Raw genomic sequence first — 16,824 nt, 5'->3', positions numbered from 1 at the left:
ACGTGCGGATAGCCCATCAAGGTCCGATGCTCATCAGAGCATCATTAACGAGACCGGATATACGTGTGCAGTCGTACCTACCGACCATCGTGCCTCGTGCTTGCAAACGGGGAGGACTCCATATACGTACAGGGACGTATTTACAGCGCCTCCTCGTAGGCCTGTCGCCGGTTCAGCCCCGTTTACCGTAGTGTTTGGATGGCCCGCTTATGCGGGCCATCGTCGTTATGGGCCCGGCCGCGTATAATGGCGGCCCGTTTTCCCGAGATGGTGACCCCATGTCGATCCTGCTGGCCCTGGATGCCTCCTCGAGCGCCTGCTCCGCCGCCCTGCTGCGGCGACGCCCCGGCGCCGACGACGAACTGCTCTCCCGCTTCGCGCTGACCCCTCGCGAGCACACCCGGCGCCTGCTGCCTATGGTCGACGAGGTGCTGGCCGAGGCCGGGGTGGCTCCCACCGAGCTCGACGCCGTGGCCTACGGCCACGGACCGGGCTCCTTCACCGGCCTGCGCATAGCAGCAGGTACCGCCCAGGGCCTCGCCTACGGTCTCGACCGGCCGCTGATCGGGGTCTCCACCCTGGCGGCCCTCGCCCTGGGGGCCCACCGTCGCCACCATTTTCGCTGGCTGGTCACCGCCCTGGATGCGCGCATGGGGGAGATCTACGTGGCCGCCTGGCAGTGCCGCGATGGCCTGCCGGAGCCGCTTCTCGACGAGGCGGTCATGGCGCCGGAGCGGCTGCGCCTGCCGAACGGTCACGCTGACCACGACTGGGTCGGGGTAGGCTCGGGGTGGGGGCTGTGGGAGCAGATGCCCGCTGAGGTGCAGGCCGGGCTCGGCCAGCACCTGCCCGAGCTGGAGGCGGACGCCGCGGACATGGCGTTGCTCGCCATGCATGACCTGGAGAGCGGCGGTGGGCAGCCGGCCCACCTCGCACAGCCGGTCTATCTGCGCAACGAGGTGGCCTGGAAGAAGGCGAAATGAGCGAGCGGTCGCCGGTGGCGGTTCACGACCCGGCGCTGGCGGCACTGGCCGAGCGCCTGGGGCTGCCCTTCGCGATCGAGTCCGAGCTGGTCCTGGAGCAGCGCGAGGGTCGCCTGGTGCTGGTCGGCGACGAGAAGCGCTACGGCCACCCTCTGGCGGTGGAGTTCGCCAGCGGCAGGGCGGCCCATCGGCGTCGCTTCGGCGGCGGCCGCGGGCAGCTGGTCGCTCGCGCCTGTGGCTTCTCCCAGGGGGTGACGCCCGCCGTGGTTGATGCCACCGCCGGCCTGGGGCGTGACGCCTTCGTGCTGGCGAGCCTGGGGGCTTCGGTGCTCTTGGTGGAGCGGGTGGCGGCGATCTTCGCCCTGCTCGAGGATGGCCTGGCCAGGGCACTGGCCGATACCGACATCGCCGAGATCGCCGCGCGCATGCGCCTGGTCCACGGGGATGCCGGCCGTGATCTCGATGCCCTGGTGGCCGGGGCGGGCTTTTCTCCCCAGGTGATTCATCTGGATCCGATGTTCCCCCACCGAGAGAAGTCGGCACTGGTCAAGAAGGAGATGCGTCTGTTTCGGACACTCGCCGGCGATGATGCGGACGCTCCGCGGCTGCTGGAGGCGGCCCTGGATGTCGCCACCCATCGGGTGGTGGTCAAGCGGCCGAGGAAGGCGCCGCCGATCGAGGGGCCTGCCCCGCGCCATGTCATCGAGGGCAAGACCAGCCGCTACGATCTCTATGTGCACCGTAGCCTGAAGTGAGGTCGGGTGATCAGTTGCCGCGGAGGGTGATCAGTTGCAGACGATGGCGCAGTGCCGGGTCGAACAGGCCGCGCGAGCGCCTGGCCGCCTCGCGCAGCCGGTCATCGAACACCAGCAGGCCCTCGGGATCGCGCCACAGCCAGCCCTCCAGTGCCAGGCTCTCCACCAGCCTGACGAACAACCGCGTATCGAAGAACTCCGGCGAGTCGATTCCCGAGAGCAGCGCCAGCCGCTCGGCGAGCAGTCGGCTGCGCTCGGCCAGCGCTTCGGCGGTGAGACGTCCCGGTCCCTCGTTGATCAACACCGTGAGCAGCAGGTAGCCACGCTCCAGTGATGGCTGCATCACCTTCCCCAGCAGGTCCAGGCACTCGCCGGCCTCCAGGCGGTCGCCGGGGCGTTGCCAGGCATGATCGCCATCCGGATCCACCAGTTCCAGCTCGACCAGTGTGTCGAGCATCGCCACCAGTGCCTCGCGCAAGTCAGGAGGTGGGGTGACCATCAGTTCCCGGGCGAGAATCGGCCAGCTGGGGGCCAGCAGGGCCTCCAGTTCATCCAGCTGCTGGCGCGGCTGGTGGCGGAAGGCGAAGGCGGTGAGTCCGGCCAGAGCGAAGAGGTGCAGCACGTTGTTGCGGTACCAGCCCAGTCGACTGGACTGGTCGGCATCGGCGAGCAGGATGTTGCCCAGTGGCTGTTCTCGTCGCTGGATCATGCCCAGTGCCAGGGCATGGGCGATCCACTGGGGCGGAGCTCCCTCCGGGAGGCTCGCCTGCTCGTTGCCCGGCAGGCGCCGCTGCAGTGTTGCCAGCAGTGCCAGCTGGCGCTCCATCAGCCGCTCCTCGATGGCGTGGTGGGGAGTGGCCAGCAACACCAGGGCGACCAGATTGACCGGGTTGAGGGCAGCGGCGGCGTTGATGCGCCGGCATAGCGTCTCGCCCAGGCGTGGCACCAGCTCGCCGAGCCACGCCGGGCGCTCCTCGGCATGGCTCCGCCAGCCCTGGCCCAATGTCTCGTCAAGGTAGTCGGCCACCGCCAGCGGTTCGCCAACGTTGACGGTTACCCGACCGAAGGGCTGGCGCAGCTTGCCCAGCACCCGCAGCAGCGACAGCGGGGTCTCCTTGCGCTTCCTGCCGCCACGTAGCTCGCGCTGGTAGCTGGAGCCCTCGATCACCCGCTCATAGCCGATATAGACCGGCACGAAGGCCAGCGGCTGGGCCTGTCCGGCGGCGTGGCTGCGCAGGAAGGAGCGCAGGGTCATGGCCAGCATGCCGGGGCGCGCCGGCAGCATTCGACCACTGCGCGAGCGGCCGCCCTCCATGAAGTACTCCAGCGGATGCCCACGGGCGATGAGGCGATGCAGGTACTCGTTGAAGACCGCCGCGTATAGACGGTTGTCGCGGAAGCTGCGGCGCAGGAAGAAGGCGCCGCCGCGGCGCAGCAGTGGGCCGATCAGCGGCATGTCCAGATTGCGGCCGGCGGCGATATGCGGCGGCATCAGGCCCTCCTGGTAGAGCACGTAGGAGAGCAGCAGGTAGTCGACATGGCTGCGATGGCAGGGCACGTAGACCAGGGTATGGTCCTCGGCCAGCGGCTTGATGGACTCCAGGCCGCGCACGTCGACCCCGTCATAGAGCCGGTTCCAGAGGCGGCGCAGCAGGCCATCCATGAAGCGCAGCACCGGGTAGGTCATGTTGGAGGCGATCTCGTGGCCGTAGCGTCGGGCGCGACGCTCCAGTCGCGGTCGCGCCTGCCGACCCTCGCCGGCCAGTTCGTCGATCACCCGGCCTACCTCCTGGCTCGCTGCCACTCCCTCGATCAGCGTGCGGCGATGGGAGAGGTCCGGGCCCAGCACCCGGGTGCGCATGCGGCGGAAGTGCACGCGCAGCAGGCGTGCCGCCTTGCGGTTGGTGAGCGCCGGGTCGCGGCCGCCACACAGCTGGCGCAGCATCAGCGGGGCACCGAAGTGCACCTCCACGCTGCGCCGGTTGACCAGTACCGAGAGGGCGCGGCGCAGGCGACCGGTCAGCTGCCAGTTGTCCGCGGCGACCATCCGCCAAAAACCGAAGCGCTTGCCCGGTGCGCGCCCCCAGAAGATGCTGACCGGCACCAGCTGCACTGCGAGTTGCGGGTCAGCCTCGAGCCGTTCGATCAGCGCCTCGAAGGGCGGCTCGCCGCGCGCGGAACGGCGCAGCCTCCGGCGTGGCAGCGCCAGGTAGCCTGGGAGTCTCAGGCCGGCGAGGCGCCGGGGGCGGTCGGCAGCCGGCAGGCCGTGACGGGAGGTCAGCGCAGCGAGCAGCCAGGTGTCGCTCATTGCCGGCCGGGGCAACACGTAGACCACCGGCAGGTCCGGGTCGATCCCCAGCTCATCGGGGGACGGCTCGATCAGGCGCGGCCGAACCCAGGCGGCGATCACGCGGGTCATCGCCGCGCGCAGGGGGGTGGTCAGGGTGTGCAGCAAGGCCATCCGTTTGCCCCGGGTGCAGGAAAGGGAGAGGAAAGGCCAGTATAGTCGTCGGGAGACGCCGGGTCAGTGGCGACCCGCAACGACGGGGCATGTGACAAAGCGGACAGGGATACAGCCATGCACGGGATCTGGCGAGACGGCAATGACTTCGAGCTGCTCCCGGAGGCGAGCCAGTTTCTGCCGGCGATGTTCGAGGCCATCGAACTGGCGCGGGCTTCGATCCTGATCGAGCTCTACCTGATGGAGTCTGGGCGGCTGGCGTCGGCGCTGATCGATGCCCTGGTCAGAAGCGTCGAGCGCGGCGTGATGGTGCTGCTGCTGGTTGATGGCTATGGCGCCATGGGTCTGTCGAGGCACGATCGCGAGCGACTGGAAGCGGGCGGTGTGGCCCTGCGCTTCTTCAACCCGCTGGGGCTCCACTCTCTGGCGCGTAACCTGACCCGAGACCATCGCAAGCTGGTGGTGGTCGATGGCCGCATCGCCTTCACGGGCGGCTTCGGTGCTGTGGACGAGTTTCTCGATGCCTGGTACGAGGTGGCGGTGCGCATCCGGGGGCCAGTGGTGGCCGACTGGGTGCGGCTGTTCAGCCGCCTGTGGGACTCCCCGCTGACCCGTGGCCCCGGGCCCGCGGGGCTGGTGCGCGGACTGTCCACTGCGACCCGCGCGATGGATGGCTACCGTGGCATGCGTGGCCGGGCGATCTGGGGTCAGGGGTATCGCTACCAGGCAATCCGCCATTCGCTGCATGGCCGGGTGGAGCGCGCGCGCCGCCGTATCTGGATATGCACCCCCTACTTTGCCCCCACCTTCAGCCTGCGCCTGCGCCTGGCCAGGGCGGCGCGGCGGGGCGTCGAGGTGCGCCTGCTGCTGCCCGGGGAGCATCACGACCACCCGGGTGTGCGCTATGCCGGGCAGCGCTTCTACGGGCGTCTGCTCAGGGCGGGGGTGCGCATCTACGAGTTCCAGCCGACCTTCATCCACGCCAAGGTGTCGTTGGCCGACGACTGGGTCAGTCTCGGCTCCTGCAACTTTGACCACTGGAGCCTGCACTGGAACCTGGAGGCCAATCAGGAGGTGGATGACCGACGCTTCGCCGGCGAGGTCGCGGCGCTCTTCGAACGCCACTTCGCCGCCAGTCACGAGATCGAGCCGAGGGCCTGGGCGCGCCGCCCGCTATGGCAGCGCCTCAAGGAGTGGCTGTTCGGTACCCTGGACGGGATGCTGACCCGGCTCAGATAAGTTTACGGCTTACGGCCTTTCCTGCCGCCGGCGGGCTTCTTGCGGCGCGGGGTGGGCTTGGGTGTCTCCGGCGGCACCCGATAGTGCAGGTAGAGATCGAGCACCAGCTCGGGGAGCTGCCTTACCAGACCTTCGAGGCGTGCACCGTCGGCGACGAACTCCGCCATGTCGGGCTCCTCGTCGAACAGACCCGAGAGCGCCATGAAGGGCAACAGCAGGGCGGCGGCAGCTTCCTCGTCCTCCTCGAACCAGGCCGCCTCATCGAGGAAGACGCCTTCCATGAAGCCAGCGCACCAGTCGCCGATGGACGTCTCCTCCGGGGCAATGCCATCCAGCACCAGTTCGAAGGGCAGTTCCGGCAGCAGGCCCTGCTCCAGGGCGGCGATGGCGTTATGGCGCAGCCGTTCCAGCAGGCCGAGGATGACCTCGCGCTCGCTGTCGTCGCTGAAGTCCGGCTCCCCCTGGAACAGCTCCGCCACCCAGGCCGCCGGCGGTACCTCCCGGGGACTGACGGCCAGGGCTACCAGGAAACCGTGGGTGCCGATCAGGTCCAGGGCGTCCTCGGAAACCCGCTCCGAGGCCAGGAAGTCGTCGAGGTGGTCGAGCTGGTCATCGTCGAGCAGGGGTTCGGGCTGCGGGGTATCGGTCATCGAGACTCTCTCACGCTGGTTGACGGACTCACGCGGGTGATGGGGCTTTACGCCCGAGGGGCCAGGCGCCATTCTAGCACCCATGAACCGTGCCGCGTTGCCCCACCCCGATCCCGAGGCGCTCGCCGCCCTCGGCCCCGACGAGCTCGCGCCTGTCCTCGATCAGCGGGTCGAAGCGGCCTGGGAACTGTGCCGCGAGGTACATCCCGACCTGCCAATGCCTCGGGTATGGCTCGACTTGCGCGGCCAGTGCGCCGGCCAGGCGCACTTCGGTCGCGGCGGGCTGCGCTTCAATCCGGTGCTGTATGCCGAGAATCGTCTAGACTTCCTCGTCGAGGTGGTGCCCCACGAGATGGCCCACTGGCTGGTCCATCACCTGAAGGATGGCCGGCAGGCGAAGCCCCATGGCCGCGAGTGGCAGACGGTGATGCGTCGGCTGTTCGGCCTTGCTCCGCGTACCACCCACCGCTTCGATACCGGGCGAGCCAGCCCGGCGCCGCATCGTTACGTGTGCGGCTGTCGCGAACATGGCTTTACCCCCCGGCGCCACGCCCTGGCCAGCCAGGGGCGTCGCTATCGCTGCCGCAAGTGTGCTCAGACCTTGGTCTATCACCCTGGCTCGGCGTTTGAAAATGCTAGATAACCTGTTGTTATAAAAAGATTTTTTGATCATACCAATGTCTAAGAGGAAGGCCGGCGTCAAGGCGTTATGCTGGCCGCACTTCCATGGCACTGGCGGCAATGACAATCTCAATGCTGGTCGCCGGTTTCCACCCATCTGACGGGGCCACCCCAAGGACAGAGGCAACTCCATGAGCGAACAACAGAACATCTATCCGGTGCGCGATGCCATCGCCGCCAAGGCCTGGGCGGACAAGGAAAAGTACCAGGCGATGTATAAGCAGTCCGTGGACGACCCCGATACCTTCTGGGGTGAACAGGCCAAGCGCATCGACTGGGTCAAGTTCCCGACCAAGATCAAGCACACCAGCTTCGACCCCCACAATGTCGATATTCGCTGGTTCGAGGACGGCACCCTCAACGCCAGCGCCAACTGCCTGGATCGCCACCTCGAGAAGCGTGGCGATCAGACTGCCATCATCTGGGAAGGCGACGATCCCAACGACTCCGCCCACATCAGCTACCGCGAGCTGTACGAGCGCACCTGCCAGCTGGCTAACGCACTCATGGCCCAGGGCGTGACGAAGGGCGACGTGGTCACCCTCTACATGCCGATGATTCCCGAGGCTGCCGTGGCCATGCTGGCCTGCGCCCGCATCGGCGCCGTGCACTCCGTGGTCTTCGGCGGCTTCTCTCCGGATGCCCTGGCCCAGCGCATCATCGGTGCCAACTCCAAGCTGGTGATCACCGCCGACGAGTCCGTGCGCGGTGGCAAGCAGGTGCCGCTCAAGGACAACGTCGATGCGGCCCTGACCCGCGACGGCACCGAGGTGTGCCAGAAGGTGCTGGTGGTCAAGCGTACCGGCGGCGAGATCGAGTGGAAGGAGGGACGTGACCTCTGGTACCACGAGCAGGTCGACAGCCAGCCCACCGACTGCGCGGCGGAGGAGATGAACGCCGAGGATCCGCTGTTCATCCTCTACACCTCCGGTTCTACTGGCGCACCCAAGGGCCTCAAGCACACCACCGGCGGCTACATGGTCTACGCCAGCCTGACCCACCAGTATGTCTTCGACTACCAGGATGGCGAGGTCTACTGGTGCACCGCCGACGTGGGCTGGGTCACCGGTCACAGCTACATCGTCTATGGCCCGCTGGCCAACGGCGCCACCACCCTGATGTTCGAGGGCGTGCCCAGCTATCCGACCCATGGCCGCATGGGCGAGGTCGTCGACAAGCACAAGGTCAACATCCTCTACACCGCGCCCACCGCCATCCGCGCGTTGATGGCCCATGGCGAGAACGTCATGGACTCCAGCAAGCGTGACAGCCTGCGCATCCTCGGCTCGGTGGGCGAACCCATCAACCCCGAGGCCTGGGAGTGGTACTACCGGGTGATCGGCAACTCTAACTGTCCTATCGTCGACACTTGGTGGCAGACCGAGAACGGCGGCATCATGATCGCTCCGCTGCCCGGCGCCACGGATCTCAAGCCGGGCTCCGCCACCCTGCCGTTCTTCGGCGTGCAGCCGGCGCTGTACGACAGCGAGGGCAAGGAGCTCAAGGGCGCAGTGGACGGCAACCTGGTGATCACCGACTCCTGGCCTGGCCAGGCGCGCTCCATCTGGGGAGACCATGAGCGATTCACCCAGACCTACTTCTCCACCTACCAGGGGGTCTACTTCACCGGCGACGGCTGCCGCCGCGACGAGGATGGCTACTACTGGATCACCGGCCGTGTCGACGACGTGATCAACGTCTCCGGTCACCGCATGGGCACCGCCGAGATCGAGTCTTCGCTGGTGGCCCATGACGCCGTGGCCGAGGCTGCCGTGGTCGGCTTCCCCCATGACATCAAGGGGCAGGGTATCTACATCTACGTCACTCTGAATGACGATGCGGAGCCCTCCGATGAGCTCAAGAAGGAGCTCACCCAGTGGGTGCGCAAGGACATCGGGCCGATCGCCTCGCCGGACGTCATCCAGTGGGCACCGAGTCTGCCCAAGACGCGCTCCGGCAAGATCATGCGTCGCATCCTGCGCAAGATCGCTGCCAACGAGTGCGACGGCCTGGGTGATACCAGCACCCTGGCGGATCCGTCCGTGGTGGACGAGCTGATCGAGCATCGCGCCAACCGCTGAGCCGCCGCGACGAGCCCGCCTCGTCGCTACCTGAGCCTGGCGAGCCGGCCCCCACGGGGCCGGCTTCTTTTCGGCTATCGGAAATATTGTCGACAATGTGTGCGCGATGCTTGGGAATCGCCTCTCCCATGGGGTAACATGCGACTCAACGAAGAAGAGCCCGTGTGGCGGTCGTCGATCCGCTGCCAGAGGAACCGGAGGAGAATCCATGGCCTTTGCCCAGAAATTCATCGTCGCCGATGACCATCCGCTGTTCCGCGCAGCCCTCACCCAGGCACTGCGTCAGCTGGCGCCCCAGGCCGAGATCGTCGAGTCCGACACCATGGAGGCCACCGCCGAGGTGGTGACTCGCCACCCCGATGCCGACCTGATCCTGCTCGACCTGCACATGCCGGGCGCCCACGGTTTCTCGGGCCTCATCCAGCTGCGTGGCCAGACCCCGGACATTCCGGTGGCGGTGGTGTCGGGCAGCGATGAACCCCATGTGGTGCGCCGGGCCATCGACTATGGCGCCTCCGGTTTCATTCCCAAGTCCTCCTCGCTGCAGCTGATCGCCGAGGCGGTGGGCGAGATCCTCGAGGGGGAGGTGTGGCTGCCGGCGGAGCTCGCCGCATCGATCGGCGATGCCGACGAGGAGGAGACCCGGTTCGCCGAGGCGATCGCCTCCCTGACGCCCCAGCAGTTCCGGGTGCTCAACATGCTTACCGAGGGGCTGCTCAACAAGCAGATCGCCTACGAGCTCAGCGTCAGCGAGGCGACCATCAAGGCCCACGTCACCGCCATCCTGCGCAAGCTGGGCGTGCACTCCCGTACCCAGGCGGTGATCGCCGCCCAGAAGCTCGAGGTCGAGCCGCCGAAGGTGCAGTCCTGAGCCGGCTCCGACGGCCTAGAAGCTGTAAGCCTTAAGCCTGAAGCTGAAAGAAGCATCGCCCCCATGGCCTTGTCATGGGGGCGATGTCGTTCAGGCTGCATTCCAGCTATGAGCTGGGCGCCCGACTGGCCTGCAGGGTGCGGGTGAGCAGGGCGCGCAGGGCGGCGGGGCGCACCGGCTTGAGCAGCAGCTGGTAGCCGGCACGCTTGACCTCCTCGGCGACCTCCTCGGTGCGGTCGGCGGTGATCACGATGCCGGGCACCGCGCCCTCCAGCCGCTCGCCGAGGGCCTCCAGGGCCATCAGTCCGGTGACCTCGTTGTCCAGGTGGTAGTCGGCGAGTATCGCGTCCGGGTCGCCATCGAGGTGGCGCAGCACCGACTTGGCGCCACCGATGCTGGTGGCGGTGAAGACCTCGCAGCCCCACCCGGAGAGCATCGCCTTCATGCCCTCGAGGATCAGCGTCTCGTTGTCGATGCACAGGATCTGTGTGCCGGCGAGCTTGTTGCCGGCACGGCGCGGGGCGGCCGCTTCCTCGGCCTGTTCGGCCTCGCTGCGCGCGGCCACCACCGGCACGCTGACCGAGAACATGGTGCCGTGACCCTCCCGGGAGCGCACCGTGATGGGGTGGTCCAGCACCCGGCTCATGCGGTCGGCGATGGAGAGCCCCAGGCCCAGCCCCTTCTCGCTCTCCTTGTGGCGCGAGGCCTGGTCGAGGCGGCGGAACTCCTGGAAGATCTCCGCCTGCTTGGAGGCCGGGATGCCGGGGCCGGAGTCCCACACCTGGATGGAGAGGCGGTCCCCCTGGCGACGGCAGCCCAGCAGCACCCGTCCCTCCTGGGTGTAGCGGATGGCGTTGGAGAGGAAGTTCTGCACGATGCGACGCAGCATCTGGGCGTCGCTGTCGACCCACTGGCGGGTCGGTACCACCACCAGGTCGAGGCCGCGGTCCTCGGCCATCACCTCGAACTCGGCGCGTAGCGGGCGGATGATATCCGCCAGGGCGAAGTGGCTGCGGCGCGGCGTGAGGGCACCGGCATCCAGCTTGGAGATGTCGAGCAGGGTGCTGAGGAGCTCCTCGGCGGCCTGCAGGGAGTTGTCGATATGGCCGATGGTGCGCTTCATGTCGCTGGCATCCATCTCCTGGGAGAGCGCCGAGGTGAACAGGCGGGCGGCGTTCAGCGGCTGCAGCAGGTCGTGGCTGGCGGCGGCCAGGAAGCGGGTCTTGGAGGCGTTGGCATCCTCGGCCAGCTGCTTGGCCTGGCGCAGCGCCTGCTCCGCCTCGGCGCGCACCCGGTTCTCCTGGCGCAGCGCCGCGTTGGCCTCGGAGAGCGCCTGAGTGCGCTCGCGTACGCGCTCCTCCAGGGTCTCGTTGGTCTCCTTGAGGGCGATCTCCGCGAGGCGGCGCTCGGTAATGTCCTGGTAGAGGGCGAAGAAGCCGAGTATCGCGCCGCTGTCGCCGAAGTGTGGGGTGTAGGTCACCAGCATGTAACGGCGCCCCTCGGGGAGCCGGATCGAGACCTCGAAGCTGACCCGCTCGCCGGACAGCGCCCGCTCGATCCACTGCTCCCGCTCCAGGGCCATCTCGGGCGGGATGACCTCCTGCACGCGCTTGCCGATCACCGCGTTGCGGTCGATGCCGAAGGCCTGCTCATAGGCGCGGTTGGTGAAGAGGTAGCGACACTCCTTGTCGAAGTAGGCGATCAGCGCGGGGACGTTGTCCGTGTAGATGCGGATGTTGTTCTCCGAGCGGATCAGCGCCTCCTCGATGCGCTTCTGCTGGGTGATGTCCTGGTAGGTGTAGACGAAGCCGCCGCCGGGCATGGGGTTGCCCTGGACCTCGAGCACGCTGCCGTCCTGGCGATAGCGCACGTAGCGGTGGGGCTGGCCCTCGCGGATGTTGTCGAGCAGCAGCTGGACATGCTCCTCGGGGTCGCCGGGGCCGTACTCGCCGTTGTGGGCGTTGTAGCGAAAGATCTTGTCGATCGGTGCGCCGACCCGGATCAGGTGGTCCGGGAAGCGGAACAGCTCCAGGTAGCGCTGGTTCCACACCACCAGGCGCAGGTTCTGGTCGACCACGCTGATGCCCTGGTTGATGTTCTCGATGGTGGCCTGGAGCAGGGCGCGGTTGAATTCGAGTACCTGGGAGGCCTCGTCGACGATGGAGATGACGTCGGAGATGCCGATGCCGCGTCCCTGCAGCGCCGAATTGACCACGATGCGCGCCGAGGAGGCGCCGAGCACCGAGGCCAGGAAGCGCTCGGTGAACTGGATGATGTCGATGGAGGCGCGGGTACCATCCTCCAGCGGCTTGCCGCTGCGCCGGGCGTAGTCGTCGAAGGCCCGGCTGACCTGGCCGGCGCCCAGGAAGCGTTCGCACAGTACCTTGAGGTCGCCCACCGTGGTGGCGCCGGTCCAGGGGCGGTTCACCGAGGTCTGGCGGGTCTCGACGCTGTCGACGAACAGCGAGGCCTGGATGCGTTCCACCACTCGCTGGGAGGTGACCTGGGAGACGAAGATGTAGCAGAACAGGTTGACCCCCAGCGACAGCATCACGCCGTGGGTGAAGCTGTCGCCGACGTTGAGGCCGAACAGCGAGGTGGGGGCGAGCCAGGCCACGCCGAGCGGGCCGCCCGCCAGCCACTCGGCGGGCAGCACGTCGGCGCCGATCATCGCCGGCATCAGCAGGCTGTAGGCCCAGATGGCGAAGCCGGCGTTCATGCCGACGATCACCCCCAGGCGGTTGCCACGCTTCCAGTAGAGTCCGCCGATCAGTGCCGGGGCGAACTGGCCGGCGGCGGCGAAGGAGAGCATGCCGATGGAGGCCAGCGAGGTGAACTCGCCGATCAGCTGGTAGAAGCCGTAGGCCATGGCCAGCACCGCGCCGATGGTGATGCGCCTTGCGCGCAGCACCAGGCGGCCATAGTCGCGGGCCTTGGTATCGAACCAGCGTAGCCGGAACAGGGCAGGGATGACGATCTCGTTGGAGATCATGATCGATACCGCCACGGCGGCGACGATCACCATGCCGGTGGCCGCCGAGAAGCCGCCGATGAAGGTCAGCAGGGTCAGCCAGGTGCTGTCGGCGGCCATGGGCAGTGCCAGCACATAGCTGTCCGGTTCCACGTCGCCGCCGGCGAACAGGGTCAGGCCGGCGGCGGCCAGGGGCACCACGAAGAAGGCGAAGGCCAGCAGGTAAAGTGGGAACAGCCAGCGCGCGGTGCGCGCGTCGTCGCGGTGGGTATTCTCCACCACCGCCACGTGGAACTGGCGCGGCAGGCAGAGGATCGCCAGCATCGCCAGCAGGGTCTGGGCCCAGAAGCTCTGGCCGAAGTCCTGCTGGGCCAGCTGGCGCTGCAGCTCGAGCTGGCTCTCGGCGCGTGCCAGCAGGTCGCCCAGCCCGTCGAACATGCCCCAGGTGACATAGGCCCCCAGCGCCATGAAGGCGAGCAGCTTGACCAGCGACTCGAAGGCCACGGCGTGGATCAGCCCCTCGTGGTGCTCGGTGGCGTCGGTGTGGCGAGTGCCGAAGAGGATGGCGAAGGCGGCCATCACCACTGCCACGTAGAAGGCGGTATCGGCGAACAGCGGCGCGCGGGTGATATCGCTGTCGGCCGTCAGCACGCTGAAGGAGGTGGCCACGGCCTTCAGCTGCAGGGCGATATAGGGCAGGGTGCCGATCAGTGCCACCAGGCTGGCGAAGGCCGCCAGCGACTGGGTCTTGCCGTAGCGCGAGGCGATGAAGTCGGCGATGGAGGTGACGTTCTGGTGCTTGGCGACGCGGATCATCTTGGCCAGTACCGGCCAGAACAGCAGGAAGGTCAGGATCGGCCCCACGAAGATGCTGGCGAAGGACCAGCCGCCGCTGGCGGCCTGGCCTACCGCACCGTGGAAGGTCCAGGAGGTGCAGTAGATGGCCAGTGCCAGGCTGTAGATGATCGGCCGTCGCTGACTGGCGCCGTGGCGCCGGGCATGGCGATCGCCGCGCCAGGCGATGGCGAACAGTACGGCGATGTAGAGCAACGATGCGGCGACCAGCAGCCAGCCTGAGAACATGAGCTTCCTCCCTGGGTGTCGCCGCCCATTCTAGGGCAAGGACGCGGCTGAGGGCAGGCGCATGGTTCAGTCGGTCTCTACACAGACGGCGCGGTAGAGCGGGGCCTCCGCCGTCAGGCGTCGCAGGGCGTCCAGCTGTGGCTGGCGCGACTCGCCCGCCAAGGGCAGGGTCTCGCGGGTGGCGCAGTTCATCAGCCAGGTCTGGTGGCTGACACTGTCCTGGGCCTGCTTCTCGAAGCGGTAGAGCAGGAATTCGACCCGTTTCTCGCCATCCTGCTCTTCGACCGTCATGCCCTGCTCGTCGACCACGCTGAAGGCGGTGGTCATGGGGAAGAGGTAGGTCCAGGGGCGCCAGAACATGGCGTCCTGCTCGGCCTGGACGACGCGGGCGCTTTCCGGCAGCAGCGAGCGCTTGTGCTCGTACCAGCTGTACTCCGTCTGGATCTGGTAACCGAGCATCCCCAGGCCGCCCAGTGCGGGGATGATCCAGCGCGGCAGGCGCTTGCCACTGACCTTGCGCAGCAGCAGGCCGATGCCCGCTGCCCCGAGGCCGGCGAAGATCGCCCCAATCAAGTGCCAAATCATGGTTCACCTTTTCTCAAAGAGATCGGGCTTCCCAAGGGAAGCCCGATCGGTAGGGAGTTACTGGCCCGGCGAGCCGGGCCAGGGGGCCATTATGGCCCAGTAGGTGCCGAGACGTCAGTGCTCGGTTGCGGCACCAGCACCCTTGGGATAGCGGACGCTCTCCACCAGGTCCTGGATCTCCTGCGGGGGCTCTTCGGTGGCGGTGGATACCAGGTAGGCCACCGTGAAGTTGAAGATCGCACCCACCGCGCCGAAGGAGAGCGGCGAGATGCCCAGGATCCAGTTGTCCGGGGTGTTGGCCAGCATGTTGGTCTCGGGAATGAAGAACCAGCCCAGGTAGGTGAAGATGTAGAGCAGGGTGGCGATCAGGCCGGTCAGCATGCCCGCCACGGCGCCCTTGTTGTTCACCCGCTTGGAGAAGATCCCCATCATCAGCGCCGGGAACAGCGAGGCGCCGGCGATACCGAAGGCCAGGGCCACCGTCTGGGCGGCGAAGCCCGGCGGGTTGAGGCCCAGGTAGGTTGCCAGCAGGATGGCGCCCGCCATGGAGATCCGTGCGGCAAGCATCTCGCCCTTCTCGGTGATCTTCGGGTTGATCATGGTCTTGATCAGGTCGTGACTGATCGCCGAGGAGATGGCCAGCAGCAGGCCCGCCGCGGTGGAGAGGGCGGCCGCGATACCGCCGGCGGCGATCAGGCCGATGACCCACGGGGGCAGGTTGGCGATCTCGGGGTTGGCGAGTACCAGGATGTCGTTGTTGACGGTCAGCTCGCTGCCTGCCCAGCCACGCGCCTCGGCGGTGTCGGCGAAGTCGGCGTTGCCGTCGTTATAGAGCTGGATGCGGCCGTCGTCGTTCTTGTCCTCGAACTGGATCAGGCCGGTCTCCTCCCAGGTGCGAATCCATCCCGGGCGCTCCTCGTAGACCAGCGCATTGCTGGCGGCGGCCTCGTAGTCCTCGACCTGGCCCGCCATCTCCGGATAGACCGTGGTGGCGAGGTTCAGGCGTGCCATGGAGCCCACAGCCGGTGCGGTGAGGTAGAGCAGGGCGATGAACACCAGCGCCCAGCCGGCGGACCAGCGAGCATCGGCCACCTTGGGCACGGTGAAGAAGCGGATGATGACGTGGGGCAGGCCCGCGGTACCCACCATCAGCGACAGGGTGAACAGCACCATGTTGAGCTTGTTGTCGACGTCCGCCGTGTAGTCGCGGAAGCCCAGGGCGTTGACCACATCATCGAGCTTCTCCAGCAGCGGTAAGCCGGACTCGGTGTGGGTGCTGAACATGCCGAACATGGGGATCGGGTTGCCGGTCAGCTGCATGGCGATGAACACCGCCGGGATGGTGTAGGCGATGATCAGCACGATGTACTGGGCCACCTGGGTGTAGGTGATGCCCTTCATGCCACCGAATACCGCATACAGGAACACGATGAAGGCCGCGATCCAGATGCCCCAGGTGTTGGAGACCTCGAGGAAGCGCGAGAAGGCCACGCCGGCACCGGTCATCTGGCCGATGACGTAGGTCACCGAGGCGACGATCAGGCAGATGACGGCCACCAGGCGTGCGGCATTGCTGTAGAAGCGGTCACCGATGAAGTCCGGCACCGTGAACTTGCCGAACTTGCGCAGGTAGGGCGCCAGCAGCATGGCCAGGATGACGTAGCCGCCGGTCCAGCCCATCAGGAAGGTGGAGTTGGCGTAGCCGCCGGAAGCCAGCAGGCCGGCCATGGAGATGAACGACGCGGCGGACATCCAGTCGGCGGCGGTGGCCATGCCGTTGGTGATCGGATGGACGCCGCCGCCCGCCACATAGAAGTCCTTGGTCGAGCCCGCTCGGGCCCAGATCGCGATGCCGATGTAGAGGGCAAACGAGGCCCCTACGAACAGCAGGTTGATGGCAAATTGACTCATGCTGTCTTACTCCCCGAGTCCGAATTTCTTGTCGAGTTGGTTCATTCGCCAGGCGTAGAAGAAGATCAGGCAAATGAATGTCAGGATCGAACCCTGCTGGGCGAACCAGAAGCCCAGGTCGGTACCGCCTACCGGGATGCCGGCGAGCAGCGGCCGGAACAGGATGGCGCAGCCGTAGGAGACGAAGGCCCAGACGACCAGGCAGCCTGCGATCAGGCGCACGTTGGCCTTCCAGTACTCTGTTGAGTCGACTTTCTCTTCTGCCATGTCGTGTTCTCCACTTGTTGTTGAGCTAGGGAACTTGTGCAGTCGTGGGTTGAAGGATCACCAGGGCAATCGCACGCCCCCGGCCGTGAGACGCATTGGTGTCGTGCGATTGCCCTGTATGACGCAGGTGGATAGTGGTCAATGAGGGGCAAAAATGAATCCCAGACTTTCGTATCATGAGAATAAAGCTATTCAACGAATTTTATAAAAATACCTATATTACAAATACTTGGGTTGGTGCTTTTCGTGAAATGTCGGGAGGCTCGGTGGCGGGATAGAACCATGG

Annotated in this window: 12 protein-coding genes; 6 read left to right on the top strand and 6 right to left on the bottom strand. The window is 66.8% G+C overall.

What is annotated here, in order from left to right; all coding sequences use genetic code 11:
- The first annotated feature begins 278 nt into the window (after positions 1 to 278).
- Positions 279 to 983 (top strand): tRNA (adenosine(37)-N6)-threonylcarbamoyltransferase complex dimerization subunit type 1 TsaB, encoded by a 705-nt coding sequence (gene tsaB / locus LWH48_RS08895; RefSeq protein ID WP_232912281.1) that lies wholly within the window; start codon positions 279 to 281, stop codon positions 981 to 983.
- On the top strand, positions 980 to 1,738 hold the full coding sequence (locus LWH48_RS08890; protein ID WP_232912280.1) for a class I SAM-dependent methyltransferase: 759 nt from the start codon (positions 980 to 982) through the stop codon (positions 1,736 to 1,738). Before tsaB ends, LWH48_RS08890 begins: the two co-directional genes overlap by 4 nt.
- A gap of 10 nt (positions 1,739 to 1,748) precedes the next feature.
- Here the strand turns inward: LWH48_RS08890 and plsB are convergent, their stop codons facing one another.
- Positions 1,749 to 4,199, bottom strand: a complete 2,451-nt coding sequence (gene plsB / locus LWH48_RS08885; RefSeq protein ID WP_232912279.1) for a glycerol-3-phosphate 1-O-acyltransferase PlsB — start codon at positions 4,197 to 4,199, stop codon at positions 1,749 to 1,751.
- A gap of 117 nt (positions 4,200 to 4,316) precedes the next feature.
- Here plsB and LWH48_RS08880 point away from each other — a divergent pair, with 117 nt between their 5' ends.
- Positions 4,317 to 5,438: a phospholipase D-like domain-containing protein gene (locus LWH48_RS08880; protein WP_232912278.1), complete on the top strand. Its 1,122-nt coding sequence runs from the start codon at positions 4,317 to 4,319 to the stop codon at positions 5,436 to 5,438.
- A gap of 2 nt (positions 5,439 to 5,440) precedes the next feature.
- On the opposite strand, the gene LWH48_RS08875 is transcribed toward LWH48_RS08880, so the two are convergent.
- Positions 5,441 to 6,088 carry a YecA/YgfB family protein gene (locus LWH48_RS08875; RefSeq protein ID WP_232912277.1) on the bottom strand — a complete coding sequence of 216 codons (648 nt, stop codon included), beginning with the start codon at positions 6,086 to 6,088 and terminating at the stop codon, positions 5,441 to 5,443.
- A gap of 82 nt (positions 6,089 to 6,170) precedes the next feature.
- On the opposite strand from LWH48_RS08875, the gene LWH48_RS08870 reads away from it, so the two are divergent.
- The 3 genes from LWH48_RS08870 to LWH48_RS08860 all read left to right on the top strand — a co-directional run bounded on the left by LWH48_RS08870 (position 6,171) and on the right by LWH48_RS08860 (position 9,721).
- Positions 6,171 to 6,731, top strand: a complete 561-nt coding sequence (locus LWH48_RS08870; RefSeq protein ID WP_232912276.1) for a SprT family zinc-dependent metalloprotease — start codon at positions 6,171 to 6,173, stop codon at positions 6,729 to 6,731.
- Between the two features lie 169 nt (positions 6,732 to 6,900).
- Positions 6,901 to 8,850 carry an acetate--CoA ligase gene (gene acs / locus LWH48_RS08865; protein WP_232912275.1) on the top strand — a complete coding sequence of 650 codons (1,950 nt, stop codon included), beginning with the start codon at positions 6,901 to 6,903 and terminating at the stop codon, positions 8,848 to 8,850.
- A gap of 208 nt (positions 8,851 to 9,058) precedes the next feature.
- Entirely contained in the window at positions 9,059 to 9,721 is a 663-nt protein-coding gene (locus LWH48_RS08860) for a LuxR C-terminal-related transcriptional regulator (RefSeq protein WP_232912274.1), read from the top strand.
- Positions 9,722 to 9,827: 106 nt separating this feature from the next.
- Here the strand turns inward: LWH48_RS08860 and LWH48_RS08855 are convergent, their stop codons facing one another.
- From LWH48_RS08855 to LWH48_RS08840, 4 genes are all read right to left on the bottom strand, one after another.
- Positions 9,828 to 13,775 carry a hybrid sensor histidine kinase/response regulator gene (locus tag LWH48_RS08855; RefSeq protein WP_232912273.1) on the bottom strand — a complete coding sequence of 1,316 codons (3,948 nt, stop codon included), beginning with the start codon at positions 13,773 to 13,775 and terminating at the stop codon, positions 9,828 to 9,830.
- Between the two features lie 66 nt (positions 13,776 to 13,841).
- A complete protein-coding gene (locus LWH48_RS08850; protein ID WP_232912272.1) occupies positions 13,842 to 14,360 on the bottom strand; it encodes a hypothetical protein in 519 nt (172 codons plus the stop codon).
- A 114-nt stretch (positions 14,361 to 14,474) separates the two neighbouring features.
- Positions 14,475 to 16,271 (bottom strand): sodium:solute symporter family protein, encoded by a 1,797-nt coding sequence (locus LWH48_RS08845; RefSeq protein ID WP_232912271.1) that lies wholly within the window; start codon positions 16,269 to 16,271, stop codon positions 14,475 to 14,477.
- A gap of 6 nt (positions 16,272 to 16,277) precedes the next feature.
- Entirely contained in the window at positions 16,278 to 16,538 is a 261-nt protein-coding gene (locus tag LWH48_RS08840) for a DUF4212 domain-containing protein (RefSeq protein WP_161431234.1), read from the bottom strand.
- Between the last annotated feature and the right edge of the window lie 286 nt (positions 16,539 to 16,824).

The organism is Halomonas sp. G15 (genome assembly GCF_021282295.1).
Classification (GTDB): domain Bacteria; phylum Pseudomonadota; class Gammaproteobacteria; order Pseudomonadales; family Halomonadaceae; genus Halomonas; species Halomonas alimentaria.
Note: the sequence above shows the minus strand (reverse complement) of the source record. Positions and strands in the feature narration are given on the sequence as shown.